Origin of the sequence: Streptomyces sp. NPDC060184 (assembly GCF_042728795.1) — a bacterium.
Classification (GTDB): Bacteria; Actinomycetota; Actinomycetes; order Streptomycetales; family Streptomycetaceae; genus Streptomyces.
In genome coordinates, this window is the sequence record NZ_JBHWYX010000040.1 from 1 (window position 1) to 21,314 (window position 21,314).

A 21,314-nucleotide genomic window follows, 5' to 3' on the forward strand; every position below is an offset into this window, starting at 1 on the left:
GGAGTCCTTGCCGCCGGAGAAGAGGATCACCGGCCGCTCGAACTCCCCCGCCACCTCGCGGAAGATGTGCACCGCCTCCGACTCCAGCGAGTCCAAGTGGCTGAGCGCGTACGGGTGGACGGTGCCTTCCGGCACGGTGGCGACGGACGTCACGCCAGGCCCCTCTCGGTGAGCAGCGCGTGGAGCGCGCTTGCGGACTCCTGCACGGTCTGCTGGTGCGACTCGATGCGCAGGTCGGGTGATTCGGGTGCCTCGTAGGGGTCGTCGACCCCGGTGAGGCCGCTGATCTCGCCCGCGGCCTGCTTGGCGTACAGCCCCTTCACGTCGCGCACGGAGCACACCTCGACGGGCGTGGCCACGTGCACCTCCAGGTAGGGGGTGCCCTCGGAGTGGTGCCGCTTGCGGACGGCGTCACGACTGTCCGCGTACGGAGCGATCACCGGAACCAGCACCTTCACGCCGTTCGCCGCGAGCAGTTCGGCGACGAAGCCGATCCGCTGCACGTTCGTGTGGCGGTCCTCGCGGGAGAAGCCGAGGCCCGCGGAGAGGAACTCCCGGATCTCGTCACCGTCGAGGACCTCCACCCGGTGGCCGCCGCTCTTCAGCCGGCCCGCGAGCTCGTACGCGATGGTGGTCTTGCCCGCGCTCGGCAGACCGGTCAGCCAGACGGTGGCTCCCGTCTCCGTCACGCTCATCGATATCTCCTGATCAGTCGTCATCAGCCGTGCAGCCCGCACTCGGTCTTGCCCCGCCCCGCCCAGCGGCCGGCGCGTGCGTCCTCGCCCTCCAGCACCCGGCGGGTGCAGGGCGCGCAGCCGACGGAGGCGTAACCGTCCATCAGCAGCGGGTTGGTGAGCACCCCGTGCTCCAGCACGTAGGCGTCCACGTCGTCCTGTGTCCAGCGGGCGATCGGCGAGACCTTCACCTTGCGGCGCTTCGCGTCCCAGCCGACCACCGGGGTGCTTGCCCGGGTCGGGGACTCGTCGCGGCGCAGCCCGGTCGCCCAGGCGGTGTAGCCGGTCAGACCCTCTTCGAGCGGCTTCACCTTGCGCAGCGCGCAGCAGAGGTCGGGGTCGCGGTCGTGCAGCTTCGGGCCGTACTCGGCGTCCTGCTCGGCCACCGACTGACGGGGCGTCAGGGTGATGACCTTCACGTCCATCACCGCCTCCACCGCGTCCCGCGTCCCGATGGTCTCGGGGAAGTGGTAGCCGGTGTCGAGGAAGACCACGTCCACGCCGGGCCGGGCCCGGGAGGCGAGGTGGGCCACCACCGCGTCCTCCATCGACGAGGTGACGCAGAACCGCTCGCCGAAGGTGTCGGCCGCCCAGGTCAGGATGTCGAGCGCCGAGGCGTCCTCCAGCTCCCGGCCCGCCCGTTCGGCGAGTTCTTCCAGCTCGGTGTCGGTGAGCCCACCGGTGTGCAGAGAGTCCGTCATGCGTGTTCCCCTTCCGCTCCGTCACGCACCAGTCCCTGGGTCAGCAGGCCCAGGAACTTCAGCTGGAACGCGCGGTTGCAGGACGCACATTCCCAGGCGCCGTGCCCGGTCTCGTGCGGGCGCAGGTCCTCGTCGCCGCAGTACGGGCAGTAGAACGGCGCGGCTCGCTCGCTCATGACAGCGACTCCGCGGTGGCCCGAGCCGCCCAGGTGGCGAAGCGTTCGCCCTCCTCGCGCTCTTCCTGGTAGCGGCCCAGCACCCGCTCGACGTAGTCCGGAAGCTCGGCCGAAGTGACCTTCAGGCCACGGACCTTGCGGCCGAAACCGGCCTCCAGGCCGAGGGCGCCGCCCAGGTGCACCTGGTAGCCCTCCACCTGGTTGCCGTCGCCGTCCAGCATCAACTGGCCCTTGAGACCGATGTCCGCGGTCTGGATACGGGCACAGGCGTTGGGGCACCCGTTGATGTTGATGGTGAGCGGCTCGTCGAACTCCGGCAGGCGGCGCTCCAGTTCGTCGATGAGCGAGGCGCCACGCGCCTTCGTCTCGACGATCGCCAGCTTGCAGAACTCGATGCCGGTGCAGGCCATCGTGCCGCGCCGGAAGGACGAGGGACGGACCTGGAAGTCCAGCGCCTCCAGCCCTTCGACCAGCGATTCGACCTGGTCCGGCGCCACGTCGAGGACGATCATCTTCTGCTCGACGGTGGTGCGCAGCCGGTCCGAACCGTGTGCGGCGGCGAGGTCCGCGATCTTGGTGAGCGTGGCGCCGTCCACCCGGCCGACGCGCGGGGCGAAGCCGACGTAGAAGTTCCCGTCGTTCTGCTCGTGCACGCCGATGTGGTCCCGCCACCGGGAGGTGGGCTGCGCGGGGGCGGGGCCGTCCAGCAGCGGGCGCTTGAGGTACTCGTCCTCCAGTACCTGGCGGAACTTGGCGGGACCCCAGTCGGCCATCAGGAACTTCAGCCGGGCGCGGGTGCGCAGCCGGCGGTAGCCGTAGTCGCGGAAGATCCCGACGACGCCGGCCCACACGTCCGGCACCTCGTCCAGCGGCACGAAGGCGCCGAGGCGTTCGGCGAACCGCGGATTGGTGGAGAGACCGCCGCCGACCCAGACGTCGAACCCGGCCCCGTGCTCGGGGTGTTCGACACCGACGAAGGCGATGTCGTTGATCTCGTGGACCACGTCCTGGACCGGCGAGCCGGAGATCGCGGTCTTGAACTTCCGCGGCAGGTTGGAGAATTCCTTGCTGCCGATGTACCGCTCGTGGATCTCGTCCACCGCGGGCGTGCCGTCGATGATCTCGTCGGCCGCGATGCCCGCCACCGGCGAACCGATGATCACGCGGGGGCAGTCGCCGCAGGCCTCGGTGGTGGAGAGCCCGACGGCCTCCAGCTTCTCCCAGATCGCCGGGACGTCCTCGATGGCGATCCAGTGCAGCTGGATGTTCTGACGGTCCGTGATGTCCGCGGTGCCACGGGCGTACTGCTGGGAGATCTCACCGATCACGCGCAGCTGGGCGGAGGTCAGCCGGCCGCCGTCGATGCGTACCCGGAGCATGAAGAAGCGGTCGTCCAGCTCCTCCGGCTCCAGCACGGCGGTCTTGCCGCCGTCGATACCGGGCTTGCGCTGGGTGTACAGACCCCACCAGCGCATGCGTCCACGAAGGTCGTTCGGGTCGATCGAGTCGAAACCGCGCTTGGAGTAGATGTTCTCGATGCGGGCGCGCACATTGAGAGCGTCGTCGTCCTTCTTGAACTGCTCGTTCCCGTTGAGGGGGGTGTAATGCCCCATCGCCCACTGGCCCTCGCCGCGGTGGCGTCCGGCCTTGCGGCGAGGCGTGGTGGTCGCAGGCTGTTCAGGGGTAGCGGCCATGACAATACGTCCTTCGGGACTGCGGGAGGGCGGCTCTGAGCTGCGCACTCGCGTGGACGCGGTGGTGCGACGGGGCTTGCAGAGGAAAGGGAGCGCGGCGGTGCTGGGACTCTCAGCTCGCCGGACAGATGGCGCTGGACATGCGGCAGAGGTCGACGTGACGTCGACTCACCAAGGCAATTCCAGTTCCAGGCATGACGGAAGCGTGTCACGCGCATCTCCGGCCAGTCCACACCTATCCATCATGCGGACGAGATCGTCTCGCTCGATGAGACGATGTGGCTTGCGTCACCCGTGCGCGCCTCCGTTGGGTCACCATCGGTCCCGCTATGTCCCAAAGATGCCCACAGGCCTCCGGCGGACGGGTGTTCAGCTGGTGGACGCCCAGCTCAGCGGGGTGGATGCGCCGGGGAACACTCCGGTGGTGCACCGGTGACGTACCGGCGGGTGCGCCGTGGACGGGCGTCCGGGCGCGCGCCGGGGACATGCCGAACGCGCGCCGGGACCGGGTGCGCGTCGGGGACCTGCCCGGTACGCGCCCCGTCCGCTCAGACCGGGAACGCCCCCGGCCACGGCCCGGGGGCCGCCACCTCGGGCTCCGGCGCGACCTTCGTGTCGAAGAGCCGGAACCCCCGGCGCTCGTAGTTGGCCAGGGCGTGCGGACCGTCCAGCGAGCAGGTGTGCACCCACACCCTGCGGGTCGGCTGCCGTCCGGGCCACCGCTCGGCGAGGTCCCAGGCGCGCGCCGCTCCCACCCCGAGCAGATGGCCGCCGATCCGGCGCCCCCGGAAGGCGGGAAGGAGCCCGAAGTACATGATCTCCACGACACCGTCGTCCTGCGGGTCCAGCTCGATGTACCCGGCCGGCGTCCCGTCGACGTACGCCACCCATGTCTCGGCCCCCGGCCGGTCGACGATCCCCTGCCACTGCGCGTACGTCAGGCCGAGCCGGTCCGTCCACCGGACGTCCCCGCCGACCGCCGTGTAGAGGAAGCGGCTGAACTCCGGCGACGGCACCCCGGCACGGACGACCGTCACGTCGCCGTCCGGCGCCTTCGCCGGTTCGAGGTCGGCGGGAGAGGTCTGCTCCAGGGACCACGTCGTCACGTCGGTGGTGGGGGCTGCGGGGCGATCGGGGCTGTTCATGGGCGTCAGGGAACCACGAGAGCCGCCGGGGCGGCGAGGCGGGGGCTCCGGACGCGCCGGAACGGGCCGCTTGCCGGGAGCCGCGGGACGAGGTCCGGACCGCCCGGGACCCTCGGGCCGTCCTCCCCGTACCCGGGCGCCACGGACCTCTCGTCCTCAGGGGTTCCGCGCCGAGGTCCTGGCCCGTACCACCACCGGCGCGGTCGAGTGCGGCAGCAGATCGGCCGGTTCCTCCGGATGCACGACCTCCACGTCGACCCCCTCCCGGAAGCGGTACGGCCGGTGGGCCAGCACCTCCGCGAGGTGGCGGCGCATCCGTGAGATCTCGGCGCGCACCGTCACCGTGCGGGTGCCGTCGCCGAAGATGTCCCGCGCCAGCTCGGAGGCCGTACACCCCTCCTTGCGCAGCGCCAGCGCGTACAGCATCTCCGCGTGCCGGGGCGAGAGCCGCTGCGTCCAGGTCCCCACCGGCCCCGCCACGTGCACCACCGGCTGCCCGGCCCGCCCCAGGTCCAGCACCACCCGGCGCGGCGGCCCGTCCGAGGCGTTCTGGGACGTCCCGTCCACCACCTGGACCAGCCAGCCCCCGGGCAGCGGTTCCACCCGGCACATCCCCAGCGACGGGAACCACACCCGCCCGGGGGCGAGCGACTTGGGCAGCGGCAGCCGGTCCACCGGCGGCATTCCAACCACCGCCGCCAGCCATCCGTGGGTGTCGACGGCGAGGGCACGGCCGCCGACCCGGCAGAGGATCGGCGCGGCCACGGACCGCAGCCGCTCGATCGTCGCCAGGTGGCGGTTGCGTATCTCGCTCTCGGCGAGCTTGGCCACCGAGTCCACCAGGGCCAGGGTCGCCGGGTGGAAGGTGGACTCCGGACCGCTGACGTCGACGATGCCGATCAACCGCCCGTCACGCGGGTCGCGTACGGGGGAGGCGGCGCACGTCCAGCTTTGCAGGACGTCCACGAAATGTTCCGCGGAATGCACCCGAACGGGGGTACGCGCGGCCAGTGACGTGCCGATCGCGTTGGTCCCCCGCACCGGCTCCGTCCACGTGGCGCCCTCCTCCAGCCAGATGCCCCCCGCCCGCCGCAGCACGGTACGGTCGCCCTGCCGCCACAGCACGCGCCCCTGCGCGTCGGTGACCACCATGATCTGCCGGGTGCCGTCCACGAAGGAGGCCAGCCCCTCGCGGAGCAACGGCATCACCGTGCCGAGCGCCGTGGACCGTCGCTCGTGCTCGATCTCCTCGGCCTCCATCAGCGGCCCGTCCGGCGCCCGCTCCGGATCGACCCCGCTGCGCAGCGCCCGGGACCAGGAGGCGTCGATCTCCGCCCGGGGCGCCGCGCCGGTGCGACGGCCCGAGAGCCGCGCGTCGCGGGCCCTGCGGAGCGCGCGTACCGCGTCGGCGGCCGTCGGCGGGGGCGTTCGGGCAGGGCCTGTCTCCGTCACTGGTTTCACGAGTTCTCCCCCACACAAGGTGCCTCGGGCCCCGGTCGAGGTCCCAAGGTACTCATCCTGCCGACGGCGGGGGCCCGTGCGTCGCACGTGCCCGCCCCGCTTGCAACCCTTTGCAACTCTGGCCAAGCCTCGGGCGAACGGTGAGAATGTGTCCACACCGTTCGGCGCGGCTTCGCGCCGGCGCCGCCCGGTGCAGCACCGGCGGGGAGGGTGGTGCCGTGTCGGCGCAGCACCACCCTCCTTCGCTGTACCCGGCCGCCCCCTGACCCCCGGTCGCCCGCCCGCGTGCCGACCCGGTGGAGCTCAGCGCGGGTCCACGACCGGCCGGGCCCGGGCGACGACGGACGCCAGGTCGAGCGTGTGCGGCAGCGTCCCGAACGCCGAACCCCAGTCGCGGCCCAGCCGCGAGGCGCAGAACGCGTCGGCGACCTCCGGCGGTGCCCAGCGCACCAGCAGCGACCCCTGGAGCACCAGCGCGATCCGCTCGACGATCCGGCGGGCCCGCGCCTCGACCCCGTCCAGATCGGCCAGCTCGGTCAGCAGGTCCTTGATCGCCCCGTCCAGCCGGTGATCGGCTCCCCGCGCCTTCCCGACCTCCCGCAGCAGCGCGTCCAGCGCCCTCGGCTCCCGCTGGAGCGCGCGCAGCACGTCCAGGGCCTGCACATTGCCCGAGCCCTCCCAGATGGAGTTGAGCGGAGCCTCGCGCAGCAGCCGGGGCATCCCCGACTCCTCCACGTACCCGTTGCCGCCCAGGCACTCCAGCGCCTCGCCCACCACCGCGGTGCACCGCTTGGTCACCCAGTACTTCGCGGCCGGCACGGCGAGCCGCAGGAACGCCCGCTCCTCCTCGGTGTCGGCGTCGTACGCGGCGGCCAGCCGCATCCCCAGCACCGTCGCCGCCTCCGACTCCAGGGCCAGGTCGGCCAACACGTTGCGCATCAGCGGCTTCTCGATCAGCAGCCCGCCGAACGCGCTCCGGTGGCCGCTGTGGTGGATCGCCTGCGCCACCGCCTGCCGCATCAGCGCGGCGGAACCGACGACGCAGTCCAGCCGGGTCGCCGCGACCATCTCGATGATGGTGCGCACCCCCCGGCCCTCCTCACCGACCCGGCGGGCCCACGTCCCGTCGAACTCGACCTCGCTCGACGCGTTGGACCGGTTGCCCAGCTTGTCCTTGAGCCGCTGGATCGCGAAGACGTTCCGGGTCGCGTCCGGCAGCACCCGGGGCACCAGGAAGCAGGTGAGGCCGCCCGGGGCCTGCGCCAGCACCAGGAAACCGTCCGACATGGGCGCGGAGCAGAACCACTTGTGCCCGGTGAGCAGGTACTCGCCCTCGGCGGCGAGCGGCTCGGCCCGGGTGGTGTTGGAGCGGACGTCCGTGCCGCCCTGCTTCTCGGTCATCCCCATCCCGAAGAGGACCCCCGACTTCTCCGCGGCGGGCCGCAGCCCCTCCTCGTACACGTGCGAGGTCAGCAGCGGCTCCCACACGGCGGCGAGCGCCGGATCGGTACGGAGCGCGGGCACCGCGGCGTGCGTCATCGACAGCGGGCAGCCGTGCCCCGCCTCCGCCTGCGTCCAGACCAGGAAGCCCGCCGCGCGCCGCACATGGCCGCCCTCCCTGCCCCAGGCGTCCGTGAGCCCGGCCGTCACGGCGTGACCCAGCAGACGGTGCCACGCCGGATGGAATGCGACCTCGTCGATCCGGTGTCCGTATCGGTCGTGGGTGCGCAGTTCCGGCGGATTCTCGTTCGCCTGCGCCCCCCACTCCTGCACCTGGGCCGATCCGGCCGCCCGGCCGAGCGTGGTCAGCTCCTGCCGGGCCTCGGGCAGGATCCCGGGGGAGAGATGTCGGTCCACCGCTTCGGACAGGGCACGGTCCCCGCCGAAGACGTCGTAGCCGACCAGCGGCGGTACCTGATTGGTCACTGTGTGGGTGGTGGCTGCCATGCCGATACGGTAAGGACGTGCAGGCAGCAAATGAAACACCCGAGCGGAGATCGAGCCGGCTCCACCGTGCCCGAGTTCTCTACCGCAACGTCTCCAAGCGGCAGATGGCGTGGCATCTGCTCAAGGACACCGTCAACTCGTGCATGGAGTACCGCATCCTGGGGCTCGCGGCCGAGGCGGCGTTCTTCACCCTGCTGTCCCTGCCACCCCTGCTGCTCGGGCTGATCGGCCTCCTCGGGTACGTCGACGACTGGACGTCCACCACCACGGTCGCCTCCATCGAGCGCAACATCCTCGACGCCGCGCAGACCGTCCTCTCCGAGCGCGGTGTCAACGACTTCGCCAAGCCGCTCCTGGACGACATCACGCACGGGGCCCGCCCCGACGTCATCTCCATCGGCTTCGCCATCGCCCTGTGGTCGGGCTCCCGCGCGGTGAACGTCTTCGTCGAGACCATCACCGTGATGTACGGACTCGACGGCCAGCGCGGCATCGTCAAGACCCGCCTGCTCGCCTTCCTGCTGTACGTCGTCGCCCTGCTGCTGGGGGCGGTGGTGCTGCCGCTGCTGGTGGCGGGCCCGGACCGGGTGATCGAATTCGTCCCCTGGGGCACCGAGGTCCTCGCCGTCCTGTACTGGCCGCTGGGCATCGTGCTGACCATCGCCTTCCTGACCACGCTCTACCACGTGTCCGTCCCCGTCCGGTCGCCCTGGATCGAGGACGTCCCGGGGGCGCTGGTCGCCCTCGGGATGTGGGTGATCGGCAGCTACGTCCTGCGGTTCTACCTGACCAGCACCGTGGAGGGCCCGACGATCTACGGTTCGCTGGCCGCCCCCATCGCCGTACTCCTGTGGATCGGCGTCTCCGCCTTCGCGGTGCTCGTCGGGGCCGCGGTGAACGCCGCCATCGACCGGGTGTGGCCGTCCCTGGCCACGGCCGCCGCCCGCGAGGCCAACGACCTCGCCCGCGCCGCCCAGGCCGCCGAGTTCGTGGCCCGGACCCGGCCCTCGGCCTGGGCGATGTACGCGGACGACGAGGACGGCGCCGACGAGGGCGGCGACATGCCCTCCGAGTTCCCCGAACGCTGGTCCCGCTTCCTGCCCCCGGACGACCTGAGGTCCCGCCTCCACGCGGCCTGGGACAAGGAGTCGAAGGAGCACAGGGCGCACCGGGAGGACAAGACCCACCGGGACGAGAAGGCCCACCGGGACGACCTGGCGCACTGGGACGGCGGGGCGCACGGGGACGGCAAGGAGAACCGGGAGCCGACGGACTCCGCCGACGGCCCGGTCGGCGGCTCCACCTGGCGCCCGGGGCCGTCGAAGTAGCGCCTGCCGGAGTCCGCGGACGGGCCGGGACGGCGACCGTGACCCGCCGGAGGCGGCCGGAGCTCACCACGGGCGCCGTCCGCCGCCTTGCGCCTCCAGCGCCTCCCGCGCCTTGCGCCTCCCGCGCCGGCCGGCCGCCGCGCCGTCCGCCGTTTGGGCGCACGGCGCCTCTCAGCAGTCCTCCGGGGCCGTCCCGCGATCGGTCAACGACATCCCCAGCTGCGCCCGCTCCGTGACCCAGCGGGTCGGGCGGTGGCGCGGGTCGCCGGTCGTGGCGTACAGAGCGCGGCTCAACTCCCGCATCCGCTCGGCCCCGACCCGGTCGCCCCACGCCAAGGGGCCCTGCGGATAGCCGAGTCCGGCGGTGACGGCGAGATCGATGTCGGCTGGAGTGGCGAGCGACCGCTCCGCGATGGAGGCCGCGACCGAGACCACCGAGGCCAGCAGCCGCTGGGCGACGGAACCCGCCGTGTCCCGCACCACCGACACGGCGTGCGGCTCGGTGCCGTCGGCGGCCCGGGCCAGCACCGCGCGGGCGTCCCCGGCCGCCTCCGGGTCGCTCGCCGGTGTCACCGCCAGCACCCGGCGCCGCGCCGTCGGCGGCAGCGGGTCGACTCCGAAGGTCCGCTCCGGCGGCAGCCCCTGCCCGGCGACCGCCGCGGCCACGGTGGTGCCCCAGACCGGTACCAGCACCACGGCGCGCGCGGACGGCGCCGTGCCACGTTCGACCAGCGCCCCCGCCGCGTCCAGCGAACCGAGCAACGCGGCGGGGTACGCGTCGCCCGCGGGCAGGCCCCCGGCCGCGAGGAAGACCGGTCGGCCCGCGTCGCCCGTCACCGGCCGTTCCGGGGCGGGACCGCCCGTCCCCGGGGCCCCGTAACCGAACCAGCCCCGGTCCGTCTTGCGGCCGTGCAGTCCGGCGGCCACCCGGTTCGGGGTGAGGTAGGAGGGGCGGAGCCGGTCGTCGTGGCGGAAACCGGTCCAGATCGAGTCGATGACGGCGGCCGTCACGTCCAGCCCGGTGAGGTCCATCAGTTCGAACGGGCCCATCCGCAGCCCCAGGACGTCCCGGGCGATCCGGTCGATGTCCGCCGGACCCGCCACCGACTCCTCCAGCAGCGCCAACGCCTCCGTCACCAGCCCCCGCCCCGCGTGGTTGACGAGGAACCCCGGGGTGTCGGAGACGGTCACCGCACGGTGCCCGCACCCCTCCACCAGCGCGGTGAGCGCCGCCGGGATGTCCGGCCGGGTGGCCGCGCCCGGCACCACCTCCACGATCCTCATCAGCGGCACCGGGTTGAAGAAGTGCAGCCCCGCCAGGCGCGAGGGGTCGGTGAGTGCCGCCGCGATGCGGGTCACCGACAGCGAGGAGGTGTTGGTCGTGAACACGGTGGAGGCGGGCAGCACCCGCTCCAGCTCGCCGAACACCTCGGCCTTGGTCTCCAGGTCCTCGCGCACCGCCTCGACGACCAGGTCCACCCCGGGCCCGGCCGCGAACGGCTCGTCCAGCGGCACGAGCCGGTCCGCCGCCGCAGCAGCGTCCGCCGCGCTCAGCCTTCCCTTGGCCACCGACCGTTCCAGCATGGACCGTACGTGGCCGATGGCGTCGGCCACCGCTTCCGGCCGCGCGTCCGCCAACTCCACGGTGTGCCCGCCCGCGGCGGCCCACTGCGCGATACCCCGGCCCATCGCTCCGGCGCCGACGATCCTGATCCGCATGACAGAGAATCCTTCCGACGACGTGTCCGGGCTGGCCCAGCGTAGACAGAGCCGCCGGTCCGGGCCGGGACGGGAACGAATCCGGCGCGGTGGCGTACCTCACCGTGACCGGTGTCATGGAGCGGCGCGCGCCACCCGCATACCCTCGGGCACGAAGGACACCGCGCCACCTCGCAGTTGACCGCGTACCCCGTCCCGGCCGTCGGGCCGTGCCGTGAGGTCCCGTCCGCCCCGCCCGCCGGGCGGACGGCGCTCCTTTCGCGACACGCTCGAGCCGTACCCGCAGAGAGAGGTCCCCTCGTGACCGACCCGCTCGACGTCGTCGTCTGTGAACCCCTGCGCACGCCGATCGGCCGTTTCGGCGGCTCCTTCGCGCAGTCGACCCCCGCCGCCCTCGCCGCGCGCCTCGTCTCCGAGGTCGTCGCGCGTACCGGCGTCGACCCGGAGCGGATCGACGAGGTCATCCTCGGCCACTCCTACCCGACCTCCGACGCACCCGCCATCGGCCGGGTCGCCGCGCTCGACGCGGGACTCCCCGTCACCGTCACGGGTACGCAGATCGACCGGCGTTGCGGCTCGGGCCTCCAGGCCGTCCTGGACGCGGCGATGCAGATCCGTGCGGGCTTCAGCGAGGTCGTGATCGCGGGCGGGGTCGACGTGATGAGCGCCGCCCCCTACTACACCCACGACGGACGCTGGGGCATCAAGGGTCCCGGCCTCCAGCTCCACGACTCCCTCGCGCGCGGCCGGGCCACCGCCGGAGGCCTCCACCACCCCGTCCCCGGCGGCATGATCGAGACGGCCGAGAACCTGCGCCGGACCTACGGGATCAGCCGCGAGGACCAGGACGCGCTCGCCCTGCGCTCCCAGCGGCGCGCCGCCCGCGCCGCCGCCGAGGGCCGGTACGACGCGGAGATCGTCCCCGTCACCGTCCGGACCCGTAAGGGCGAGCTGACCGTGACGGCCGACGAGCACCCCCGCCCCGACACCACCGCCGGGCAACTGGCCGCGCTGAGACCGGTGATGGGGAAGTCCGACCCCGGGGCCACGGTCACCGCAGGCAACGCCAGTGGCCAGAACGACGCCGCTGCGGCCTGCCTGGTCACCAGCGCCGCCACCGCCGAACGCCTGGGCCTGACCCCGCTGGTGCGGCTGGTCTCCTTCGCCCGCGCCGGTGTTCCCGCCTCGACCATGGGCACCGGCCCGGTGCCCGCCACCCGGACGGCGCTGGAGCGTGCCGGACTCACCCTCGCCGACCTCGACCTCATCGAGATCAACGAGGCGTTCGCGGCCCAGGTCCTGGCCTGCACCCGTGAGCTGGGCCTCGGTGAGAAGGACCACGAACAGCGGATCAACGTCAACGGTTCGGGCATCTCCCTCGGCCACCCCGTCGGCGCCACCGGCGCCCGCATCCTGGCCACCCTCAGCCGCGAGATGCACCGGTCCGGGGCCCGCTACGGACTGGAGACCATGTGCATCGGTGGCGGCCAGGGCCTCGCCGCGGTCTTCGAGCGGGTCACCGGCTGACCGGCCGCACCCCAGGCGCCGGACGGGGTGCGACGACTGGGTGGTGTCCGGTACGGCGTAGGGCCCGGCCGGGGAGCGGACACTCCCCGGCCGGGCCCTACGCGCGGTGTTACGTCAGTTGCGCGCGTCCCGGGCGCGGCGCATCAGCAGCACCCCGCCGAGCAGCATCGCGGCACTCGTACCGGCGGCCAGGCCGGTGCCTGCCGCACCGGTCTCGGCCAGCTCCGGCGGAGCCGGTGCGACGGGCGTACCCGACGGCGGCTCGTCGGCCGGGGGCTCCTCGGCCGGGGGCTCCTCCGACGGCGGCTGGTCGGTGGGCGGCTGAGCGGTGGGGGGCTGGTCCACCGGGGGCTGGTCGGTGGGCGGCTGGTCCACCGGAGGCTGGTCGACCGGAGGCTGGTCGACGGGCGGCTGGTCGACGGGCGGCTGGTCCACCGGGGGCTGGTCCACCGGGGGCTGGTCGACGGGCGGCAGGTCCACCGGGGGCAGGTCGACCGGGGGCTGGTCGACGGGCGGCAGGTCGACCGGAGGCAGCGCGGGCGTGTCGGCGTTGGCGCAGGTGTTGCCGAAGGCCGGGTTCAGCAGCGCGATGACGTTCACCGTGTTGCCGCACAGGTTGACCGGGACGTGGACGGGGACCTGGACCACGTTTCCTGAGCCGACCCCGGGGGAGTCGACCGCCGCGCCGGACGCGCCGGCGTCGGCGTACGCCTGGCCCCCGGCGACGGAGAGGAGCCCCGTGGCGGCGGCGATGAGCAGCGTGTTTTTCTTCAGAACCTGTCGCATTTCCTGCTCTTCCTTGGAAATTTCCGTATGAGTGGACTCGCCCGAGGAATTCCGGACGGGCTTCACTGTGCGACCGGGGCCGGAGACCTTGGCGGGGTAGACGTCCCACGTGCGCGCTGGATAACAGCCCTAACGAAACGCGCCCGCGATGGAAACTCGGAGTTTTGCGGGAAAGTTTTTCTCACCCGAACGGGTTACTCGTGAATGCAATGAATGACGCGCTGTCCGAAGAAAGGTTGCATCACGCCCCGCCGGTGGAGGGGCGCCCCTCGGGGCCCCTCCGGCCGCCATGGCCGGGGCGGATGTGTCGCGGTGCGATGTTCGTTGAGGAATACAACGGAATTCCCGGAAGCGCTGTCGAGCGTGGCGGCGGTCCGGGTGAACCGCGACCGCCGGGGCGGCGCGGGCGCCGCGCGGGCTCGCACGTGCGGTCGGGCGCCCACTCGGACGGGCAGTGATTCCCGGATTTCCGCAGGTGGACGAGGTGGCTGCCCGGCAATCGGGTGAATGCGGAGAACCAAAGCCCGGGCAGCGAGTTGATCAGGCCGCTCCTCCACGGGGCAACGAGTACGAGAAGGGTTAATCGTGATCAAGAAGGTTCTGGCGACGGGTGCCGTCGCCGCATCCATCCTCGGTCTCGGGGCCACGCAGGCCATGGCCATCGGCAACGACGGCGGCACGACTTCGGTCAACGGCAACGGTGCCAGGCAGTCCTACGGCAACGCCGAGACCAATGGTGACTGGAGCCCGCAGTTCGGTCTGGTCCAGGGCTCGCTGAACAAGCCCTGCGTCGGGCTGCCGCTCAAGGCCAACCTCGGTTCGCTCATCGGTGCCATCCCGATCTCGGTCCAGGACGTCAACGTGCTGTCCTCGCCGCAGAACCAGCAGTGCACCGAGAACTCGACCCAGGCGAAGGGCGACGAGGCGCTGTCGCACATCCTGGACGACATCCCGATCCTGTCCGGCAACGGCGCCGGCAACAACTGATCCACGCGCACCGCAGGGCCCGGGCCGACGGCCTTCCTCCCCGTCCGGCCCGGGCCCGTCCGCTGCCGCTCCCACGGCAGTGCGCGGTGGCCCGTCCGTGCTCGCGTGCCTGTCGCGGCGCCGGGTGGCCATCGGATCATCACACCATGCGGGTGGATTTCCAGAAAATCTCTCCTGTGAGAGTTTCAATTTCGCCCGCTCCTCGTTATGAAAGAAAGCGTCGGAGTGACGAGCGGTCGACAGAACGCTCGTGCGGCACGAAATGCGTGCCCGCCTCGGACTCCGCCGCGAGAAAGGGATGAAAATGAAGTACACCAAGGTTGCCGCCGTCGCCGCCGGAACCCTGATGGCGCTGGGTGCCGCTGCCCCCGCCATGGCCGACGCCGGTGCCGAGGGCGTCGCCGCCGGTTCCCCGGGCGTTATCTCCGGGAACGTCATCCAGGTTCCGGTCCACATTCCGATCAACCTCTGCGGCAACACGATCAACGTGATCGGCCTGCTGAACCCGGCCTTCGGCAACACCTGCGTCAACGCCTGAGAAAAGACCGGGTGAGCCGAGCTCATCCATGGTCGGCCCCGGATCGCCTCGGCGACCCGGGGCCTTCGCCTTTCGTGGCGGAGAACGGCTCCGGGAGCCGGGGGAGGAAGCTCCGGAAAACGCCCGGGAGTCGGGGGAGCAAGCTCCGGAGAACGTCCGGGAGTCGGGGGAACGCGCCCCGGAGAACGTCCGGAAAATTACCGTCCCGCACAGTTTCCGGGGCCATCCGGGCTCGTTGTCCTGGTGCGAGCGGCAGGAGTCACAACCAAAGAAGGCTTGTGTGCGGTCGCCCTGAGCGGCCGATACGGCTGCCGCTCCAGAAGGGAAGCTGAAAGTGAAGTACGCGAAGAGCGCCGCGTTCCTTGCCGGTTCGGTGGTCGCCCTCGGAACGGCCGCCCCCGCGTTCGCCGTCGCGGAAGCCCCCACCGCCCCCGTCTTCAGCCTCGACACCGGCCTGAACCAGGTCATGGACAACGCTCCGCAGGTCGTCGACGCGCTCGGCGGCACCGTGGACGGCGCGACCGAGACGATGAAGAAGGACGGCACGGTCGGCAAGCTCGCCGGCGAGGCGAAGAGCGCCGCCAAGGGCGCGACGCCCCTCCTGGGCGGACTTTCGTTCGGCGGCTGACGCCCCATCACCGGCATCCGCCTTTTTCCGCGGCCCGTCCGAGCGGAAAAGGCACGGCGCGCCGGACCCGTCCGCGCCGGAGGCCTCGGGTCCGAAGCCCGACTCCCGGTGACGAAACACCGTTTGAGTGAACCGGCGCAACCAATCCCGCATCCGGGAGTTGATCAGATCGCTCCGGACAGGCGGGCACGCAGACATTTCGAGAAGGGCATTTCCATGTTCAAGAAGATTATGAGCACCGCCGCCGTCGCGGCGTCCGTCGTCGGCGTCTCCGCCGCGTTCGCGCCGTCCGCCATGGCGATCGGCAACGACGGCGGCACCACCTCCGTCAACGGCAACGGCGCCGTGCAGTCCTACGGCAACTCCGCCACCCACGGCGACTGGAGCCCGCAGTTCGCGCTCATCCAGGGCTCGCTGAACAAGCCCTGCATCGCGCTGCCGGCCAAGGCCAACCTCGGTTCGCTCATCGGCCTGGTCCCGATCACGGTCCAGGACATCAACGTGCTGTCCTCGCCGCAGAACCAGCAGTGCACCGAGAACTCCACCCAGGCGAAGGGCGACGAGGCGCTGTCGCACATCCTGGACGGTCTCCCGATCCTCTCGGGCAACGGCGTCGGCAACAGCTGACGCGCACGGGTGCGGGGCGGTGCCGCGACGGCGCCTCCCCGCACCCGTCGGTGCGTCAGCACCCGACCGCGCGGGGCCTGCTGCCCGTACGACCGATCTCTTCGGGCGTGCGGCGTGGCAGGCCCTTCGTCGTGTCCGCGCTCGTGCCGCTGCCTTGCCCGTCCCGTCCCGTTCCGCCCCCGCCCCGCCGCACGCGCGGGACGGGGGCGGAGGGTGCGGCTCCTGACCCGCCCCGGTGGGGCGTTGGGCCGGATGCCGCAGTTCGGCCGCCGCGACGGCCGGGTGCGGGTAGGGCTCTCCCATGGACCAGTACGACAGTCAGAATCCGCCGCATGGGCCGTGGCCCGCGGAGAGCGACACCCCCATCTACGACCGGCTGTTCGCCGAGTGGCAGGCGGCGAACCGGCGCTCCGAGCCCGTACCCGCGACTCCCCGGGTTCCGGCGGCGCGAAATCATCGCAAATCGCCCGAACGGTAGACCAAAGGCGTCTATTTCACGCCAGATCAAACCCATTTGAGTGGTACTGCGCAACCGAATCTGCGGCGCGGGGTTGATCAATACGTTCCACAACGGAACGCTCCGAAAGGTGAAGCGTGATGAAGAAGATGATGACCGGCGCGGCAATGGCTGTGTCCCTGATCGGTCTGTCCGTCGCCGCGGCCCCGATGGCCCTGGCGATCGGCAACGACGGCGGCACCACGACGGTCAACGGGAACGGCGCCGAGTCGGAGGTCGGCAACAGCGAGACCAACGGCGCCTTCAGCCCCCAGAACCAGCTCATCCAGGGCACGCTGAACGACCTGTGCCTCGGTGTGCCGGTCAAGGCCAACGTGGGCTCGCTGATCGGGCTCATCCCGATCACGGTCCAGGACGTCAACGTCCTGTCCAACCCGCAGAACCAGCAGTGCGCGGACAACTCCACGCAGGCCAAGGGCGACGAGCCGCTGTCGCACGTCCTGGACGACATCCCGGTCCTCTCGGGCAACGGCGCCGGCAACAACTGACCCGCGCGCGGCCGGGCGGCCGGCGGGGATCTCCTCGCCGCCGCCCGTGCCCGCAGGTGAGGCACCGCTCGTGACGATGCCCACCACCCCACGGGGGGTGGTGGGCATCGTCGTGTCCGAAGAAGCCGCGGCCGACGCCGCGGGACGATCAGCCGAGCGCGCGCACCGGCATCAGGCAGTGGGCGGACGTGGCGACGATCTCGGGGTTCGCGGCGTACGCGCGCAACTGGTCCTCGGACACCGGCCGCCCGGGCACCGCCTCGGGCCAGGGGCGGGTCGCGAACATGCCGTACACCTGGCCCTGGTCCCTGGCGGCGGCCAGCCACTCGTCGGGCGCCGGGTACTGCGCGGTGAAGTGGGGGAGGGTCAGGACGGCCTGCCCGGACTGGACGAGGAGCTTGACCTGGAGTCCGGGCTTCTCGGCCGCGTTCGCGACGCCGCCGCCGACCTGGAGACCGGCGCGTTCGAGCGCCGTCCGCATGGAGGCCTCGCCGACCACCGGACCGTCCCGTCCGTCCCCGAGGGAGTAGGTCAGAAGGAAGGCGACGTCGTGCCCGCTCTCAGGGTTCCGGCCGCTCCATCCGATCACGATCTGGGTGCCCAACTGGGCAGGGGAGTAGGGGTAGGTGGGCGTCTGGGATGAGGTCATGCTCGGCACCCTAACCGTGGCGGACCGGGTGTTGTGCACGCTTATCACCTGAACGAGGGAGATTTACCCGTAACTCCGGCGCGGGGTCGCGGAAGCGCGCACGGTGGTGGCCGCCCGGGCAGGGGGCTCCCGGTAATTGCGTTGACGGGCGCCGGGGGCGTCTCGCTAAGGTGGACGACGTTCCCCTGCGACACCGCACGGGACGCCGAGTCGGCGAACGGCCACCGGCGAGGAACCAGGAGGTGAGGACATTGATGACTGTCACGGCGACGGGCGCTGCCCGCATTCGGACGAGCTCTGTTCTCCCCCCTGTGGCCACCGGCTGACCTTCACCTCACTCCGCGCCGAAGCGCGCGCCGCCGGGGCCACCCTGTGAAGGGTTTCCCCTTGTCTCTCTCCTCCCTGACCGCTCTCTTCGGCCACTCGGCCCCGTCGCACCCCCTCACGCCCTACGGCTGGGACGACGACTGGGCCGCCGCCTTCGCCCCGTACGCCGCGCAGGGACTCCTGCCCGGTCGTGTGGTGCGGGTGGACCGGGGCCAGTGCGACGTGATCACTCCCTCCGGCACCCTGCGGGCGGACACCGCCTTCGTCGTACCCCGCGACCCGATGCGGATCGTCTGCACCGGGGACTGGGTGGCCGTCGACCCCGACGGCGACCCGCTGTTCGTCCGTACGCTGCTGCCGCGGCGCACGGCTTTCGTACGGTCGACCTCCTCACAGCGTTCCGAGGGGCAGGTCCTCGCCACCAACATCGACCACATCGTCATCTGCGTGTCCCTCGCCCTCGAACTCGACCTCGGCCGGCTCGAACGGTTCCTCGCGCTCGCCCACTCCAGCTCCAGCGGCGACGCCCTGCTGGGCGGCGACGCGGACGCCGGCGGACAGCCCGAGATCGTGGTCGTCCTGACCAAGGCGGACCTGGTGCCGGACACGGCGACGCTCGCGCACCTCACCGAGGACGTCGCGGCCGTGGCGCCCGGCGCGCAGGTGCTGACGGTCAGTTCGCACACGGGTGAGGGCGTCGACGTGTTCACCGCCCTCGTCTCCAGCGGTACGAGCGTGCTCCTCGGCATCTCCGGCGCGGGCAAGTCGACCCTCGCCAACACCCTGCTCGGCGCGGACGTGATGGAGGTGATGGCCACCCGCGACGTCGACGGGAAGGGCCGCCACACCACCACGACCCGCAATCTGCTGGTCCTGCCGCACGGCGGGGTGCTCATCGACACTCCCGGACTGCGCGGGGTCGGACTCTGGGACGCCGAGGAGGGCGTCGGCCAGGTCTTCTCGGAGATCGAGGAACTGGCCGGACGCTGCCGCTTCCACGACTGCGCCCACCTCTCCGAGCCCGGCTGCGCGGTGACCGCCGCCATCGAGGACGGTTCCCTCTCCGAGCGGCGGCTCGACAGCTACCGCAAGCTGCTGCGCGAGAACCAGCGGATCGTCGCCAAGACCGACGCCCGCGTCCGTACCGAGATCCTGCGCGAGTGGAAGCGCAAGGGCGCGGAGGGACGGGCCTCCATGGAGGCCAAGCGGGGGCGTATCCGGTAGCCGCCACGTCGCACGTCCGCCGGACCGGCGCCCCGGTCCGGCGGACGTGCGACGACAGCCTTTAATGAGTGGCATGACCTATTTCATGTATGACATCACGGGCACTCCGGTCGAGGAGCCCGACGCCGACGCCGTACGGGCGGCCGTGGCCTCCCTCGGCGAGTCGGAGCGCGAGAACCCGGACATCTCGCTCACCCACGAGTCCGGCTGGTCTCTGACCGCCTACGCGGGCGGACTGCTGCTCTGGGAGAACGTGGAGGACGACGCGCTCGTCCCCGGCGTGATCGAGAAGGCCACCACCGAGGACGTGCTCCGGCTCTTCGGCAGGCTCGCCGACGGGGACACCGACACGGTGGAGGCGGAGGGCTGGCGCCGCGACTGAACCGCCGCGCGGACGGGCGCGGGCGTTTTGGGGCGGTCGGGCGCAACCGGCGCTCAGCCCAGGACCACCGCGCCCAGCCACGCGCCGGCCACCAGCAGGCACGCGTACAGCTCCACCAGCACCGCGTACCCCGTCGCCCGCATCACCGACCTGACCGAGGCCCATCCGGCGCTCCGGGTCCCCAGCCGCAGCCGCTCGACACCGTAGACACCGCCGACGTACCCGAGGGCCCCGCCCACCACCGGCAGCACGAAGAACCCCCCGATGGCGGCCAGCCCGCCGACGAGCAGGGTCCGGCGCGGCGCCCCCGACTCCCTCGGCCGGCGCGGCGGCAGAAGGGGCTTCAGCGCCTGGTTCAGCAGCAGGACCGCCGTCGACCCGATCAGCACCCCCCAGGCGAGCGGCGACACGTCGGTCAGCGCCCACCAGAGCACGGCGGCCCAGACGATCGCCTGGCCCGGTACGCCGGGTACCAGAACCCCGACCAGCCCGAGCAGCATCACCAGGGCCACGGCGACGAGCTGCCACACACTCATCTGACCAGCCTGCCGGAGACCCCGGGTTCCCGCGCGTCAGCGCAGGTCGGACGGGTCGGACGGGGCGTGTCCGGTTCCGGAGCGGGGGTGGCGGCCCGGACTCCGCCGCAGCGGCCCGGGGCCGGGCCGGGAGTCAGCGCCGGGGGTGGCTTCGGGCCACCCAGCCGCGCTCGTAGGCGTGCCAGCCGAGCTGGAGCCTGGTCGACACACCGGTCAGCTCCATGAGCCCCTTCACCCTGCGCTGCACGGTCCGCAGCCCCAGCTCCAGCTGCTTGGCGACACTCGCGTCCGTCAGGCCCGCGAGCAGCAACGACAGGATCTCCAGGTCGGTGGGGTCGGGGCCGTTCTCGCCCTCCTTCAGACACCCCTGCTCGCCCAGCCGGAGCGGCATCGCCTCGCGCCAGACGGCCTCGAACAGCCCCATCAGCGACTCCAGCAGTCCGCTCGCGTGGACGACCAGCGCCGCGGGCTCGGCGTTCCGGCCGGTCAACGGCACCATGGCCAGGGCCCGGTCCGCGACCACCAGTTTCGTCGGCACCCGCTCGACGACCCGGCACTGCTCGTCCCGGCCCAGCGCGGCCGACAGCTCCACGATGCCCTGCGGCAGCGACAGCACCTCGCGTTCGACGACCACGCGGAACGAGACCCCGCGCGCCGCCGCCCGCTCCTCCGACTCGTTGTCCATGCCGCTCACCGCGATGGGGTTCCCGGTCACCAGCGCGCAGACCTCGAACGCCGCTCCCAGCTGCAACTGGTGGAAGCGCTGGGCCACGGCGTTCGCCCCGGTCACCACCTCCACCAGGTCGTGCACGGTCGGTTCGCTCGCCTCGGCGCGGTACTCGGCGGCCAGCAGCGCCGACGCCAGCTCCGCCTGGTCGAGCTCGTGCCGCTGCTGGATCAGCAGGGCGCCCAGCGCGACGCCGGGCGGCGCCGCCACCCACCGGTCGGAGCGTGCCGACGACTGCGCGGCCAGTCCTTGCTGCTCCAGCCGGCGCAGGGTCCGCTCGGTCTCCGCCTCGGGCAGCCCCAGACGGTGGGCGAGATGAGGGAGTTCGGCCGCCCCCAGGGCGACCAGCGCACGGTAGGCCGCTTCCTGTCGTTCGTCGAGACCTATGGCACTCAGCATTCCCGTCGGACCCTCCCCGGACGTCGCGAATCACGCACCCCCCCGCACCGGCGGGCCCGCCGTGGCG

The 21,314-nt window shown here is 72.1% G+C and carries 22 protein-coding genes and 1 pseudogene; 9 read left to right on the forward strand and 14 right to left on the reverse strand.

From position 1 onward, the window contains the following. The 9 genes and pseudogenes from ACFWEE_RS24480 to ACFWEE_RS24520 all read right to left on the reverse strand — a co-directional run. Positions 1–153 (reverse strand): annotated as a pseudogene (locus ACFWEE_RS24480) (sulfate adenylyltransferase small subunit); the annotation flags it as partial. Continuing rightward, entirely contained in the window at positions 150–695 is a 546-nt protein-coding gene (gene cysC, locus ACFWEE_RS24485) for an adenylyl-sulfate kinase (RefSeq protein ID WP_386892146.1), read from the reverse strand. The gene cysC and the pseudogene ACFWEE_RS24480, both read right to left, overlap by 4 nt. Before the next feature lie 23 nt (positions 696–718). Beyond that, complete coding sequence (locus ACFWEE_RS24490) at positions 719–1,435, reverse strand: phosphoadenylyl-sulfate reductase (RefSeq protein ID WP_386892147.1); 717 nt, start codon at positions 1,433–1,435, stop codon at positions 719–721. Then, positions 1,432–1,611 (reverse strand): hypothetical protein, encoded by a 180-nt coding sequence (locus ACFWEE_RS24495; protein ID WP_386892149.1) that lies wholly within the window; start codon positions 1,609–1,611, stop codon positions 1,432–1,434. The genes ACFWEE_RS24490 and ACFWEE_RS24495 overlap by 4 nt, the downstream gene beginning before the upstream one ends. Further along, positions 1,608–3,305 carry a nitrite/sulfite reductase gene (locus tag ACFWEE_RS24500; RefSeq protein ID WP_386892151.1) on the reverse strand — a complete coding sequence of 566 codons (1,698 nt, stop codon included), beginning with the start codon at positions 3,303–3,305 and terminating at the stop codon, positions 1,608–1,610. The genes ACFWEE_RS24495 and ACFWEE_RS24500 overlap by 4 nt, the downstream gene beginning before the upstream one ends. A gap of 112 nt (positions 3,306–3,417) precedes the next feature. Next, positions 3,418–3,501 (reverse strand): putative leader peptide, encoded by an 84-nt coding sequence (locus ACFWEE_RS24505; RefSeq protein ID WP_310738857.1) that lies wholly within the window; start codon positions 3,499–3,501, stop codon positions 3,418–3,420. A gap of 352 nt (positions 3,502–3,853) precedes the next feature. Further along, positions 3,854–4,450 (reverse strand): GNAT family N-acetyltransferase, encoded by a 597-nt coding sequence (locus ACFWEE_RS24510; RefSeq protein ID WP_386892153.1) that lies wholly within the window; start codon positions 4,448–4,450, stop codon positions 3,854–3,856. Between the two features lie 156 nt (positions 4,451–4,606). Beyond that, positions 4,607–5,902, reverse strand: coding sequence for a GAF domain-containing protein (locus ACFWEE_RS24515; protein WP_386892248.1), 1,296 nt, complete (start codon positions 5,900–5,902; stop codon positions 4,607–4,609). Positions 5,903–6,214: 312 nt separating this feature from the next. Continuing rightward, positions 6,215–7,858 carry an acyl-CoA dehydrogenase family protein gene (locus ACFWEE_RS24520; RefSeq protein WP_386892155.1) on the reverse strand — a complete coding sequence of 548 codons (1,644 nt, stop codon included), beginning with the start codon at positions 7,856–7,858 and terminating at the stop codon, positions 6,215–6,217. A 17-nt stretch (positions 7,859–7,875) separates the two neighbouring features. Here ACFWEE_RS24520 and ACFWEE_RS24525 point away from each other — a divergent pair, with 17 nt between their 5' ends. Next, positions 7,876–9,186, forward strand: a complete 1,311-nt coding sequence (locus ACFWEE_RS24525) for a YihY/virulence factor BrkB family protein (protein WP_386892157.1) — start codon at positions 7,876–7,878, stop codon at positions 9,184–9,186. A gap of 171 nt (positions 9,187–9,357) precedes the next feature. Here ACFWEE_RS24525 and ACFWEE_RS24530 read toward each other — a convergent pair whose 3' ends face one another. Continuing rightward, positions 9,358–10,905, reverse strand: a complete 1,548-nt coding sequence (locus ACFWEE_RS24530; RefSeq protein ID WP_386892159.1) for a 3-hydroxyacyl-CoA dehydrogenase — start codon at positions 10,903–10,905, stop codon at positions 9,358–9,360. 300 nt (positions 10,906–11,205) lie between these two features. Here ACFWEE_RS24530 and ACFWEE_RS24535 point away from each other — a divergent pair, with 300 nt between their 5' ends. Further along, positions 11,206–12,432 carry an acetyl-CoA C-acetyltransferase gene (locus tag ACFWEE_RS24535; protein WP_386892161.1) on the forward strand — a complete coding sequence of 409 codons (1,227 nt, stop codon included), beginning with the start codon at positions 11,206–11,208 and terminating at the stop codon, positions 12,430–12,432. A gap of 114 nt (positions 12,433–12,546) precedes the next feature. On the opposite strand, the gene ACFWEE_RS24540 is transcribed toward ACFWEE_RS24535, so the two are convergent. Next, entirely contained in the window at positions 12,547–13,218 is a 672-nt protein-coding gene (locus tag ACFWEE_RS24540) for a chaplin family protein (RefSeq protein ID WP_386892162.1), read from the reverse strand. 585 nt (positions 13,219–13,803) lie between these two features. Here ACFWEE_RS24540 and ACFWEE_RS24545 point away from each other — a divergent pair. From ACFWEE_RS24545 to ACFWEE_RS24565, 5 genes are all read left to right on the forward strand, one after another. Beyond that, positions 13,804–14,205 carry a rodlin gene (locus ACFWEE_RS24545; RefSeq protein WP_266710269.1) on the forward strand — a complete coding sequence of 134 codons (402 nt, stop codon included), beginning with the start codon at positions 13,804–13,806 and terminating at the stop codon, positions 14,203–14,205. A gap of 304 nt (positions 14,206–14,509) precedes the next feature. After that, the gene (locus ACFWEE_RS24550; protein ID WP_328718657.1) at positions 14,510–14,743 is read left to right on the forward strand and encodes a chaplin; all 234 of its coding nucleotides are present in this window, start codon (positions 14,510–14,512) and stop codon (positions 14,741–14,743) included. A gap of 334 nt (positions 14,744–15,077) precedes the next feature. Continuing rightward, positions 15,078–15,371 (forward strand): hypothetical protein, encoded by a 294-nt coding sequence (locus ACFWEE_RS24555; protein WP_386892164.1) that lies wholly within the window; start codon positions 15,078–15,080, stop codon positions 15,369–15,371. A 216-nt stretch (positions 15,372–15,587) separates the two neighbouring features. Beyond that, positions 15,588–15,998: a rodlin gene (locus tag ACFWEE_RS24560; RefSeq protein WP_386892166.1), complete on the forward strand. Its 411-nt coding sequence runs from the start codon at positions 15,588–15,590 to the stop codon at positions 15,996–15,998. Between the two features lie 597 nt (positions 15,999–16,595). Further along, positions 16,596–17,003 (forward strand): rodlin, encoded by a 408-nt coding sequence (locus ACFWEE_RS24565; RefSeq protein ID WP_386892168.1) that lies wholly within the window; start codon positions 16,596–16,598, stop codon positions 17,001–17,003. Between the two features lie 148 nt (positions 17,004–17,151). Here the strand turns inward: ACFWEE_RS24565 and ACFWEE_RS24570 are convergent, their stop codons facing one another. Further along, entirely contained in the window at positions 17,152–17,652 is a 501-nt protein-coding gene (locus ACFWEE_RS24570) for a DUF5949 family protein (protein WP_386892170.1), read from the reverse strand. A 387-nt stretch (positions 17,653–18,039) separates the two neighbouring features. Between ACFWEE_RS24570 and rsgA the strand changes: the two genes are divergently transcribed. Beyond that, complete coding sequence (rsgA, locus tag ACFWEE_RS24575; RefSeq protein ID WP_386892171.1) at positions 18,040–19,203, forward strand: ribosome small subunit-dependent GTPase A; 1,164 nt, start codon at positions 18,040–18,042, stop codon at positions 19,201–19,203. A gap of 73 nt (positions 19,204–19,276) precedes the next feature. Then, entirely contained in the window at positions 19,277–19,585 is a 309-nt protein-coding gene (locus ACFWEE_RS24580; protein WP_386892173.1) for a hypothetical protein, read from the forward strand. A gap of 53 nt (positions 19,586–19,638) precedes the next feature. Here the strand turns inward: ACFWEE_RS24580 and ACFWEE_RS24585 are convergent, their stop codons facing one another. Both ACFWEE_RS24585 and ACFWEE_RS24590 read right to left on the reverse strand, forming a co-directional pair. Continuing rightward, positions 19,639–20,121 (reverse strand): DUF456 domain-containing protein, encoded by a 483-nt coding sequence (locus ACFWEE_RS24585; protein ID WP_386892175.1) that lies wholly within the window; start codon positions 20,119–20,121, stop codon positions 19,639–19,641. 133 nt (positions 20,122–20,254) lie between these two features. Continuing rightward, positions 20,255–21,247 carry a helix-turn-helix domain-containing protein gene (locus ACFWEE_RS24590; RefSeq protein WP_386892177.1) on the reverse strand — a complete coding sequence of 331 codons (993 nt, stop codon included), beginning with the start codon at positions 21,245–21,247 and terminating at the stop codon, positions 20,255–20,257. Between the last annotated feature and the right edge of the window lie 67 nt (positions 21,248–21,314).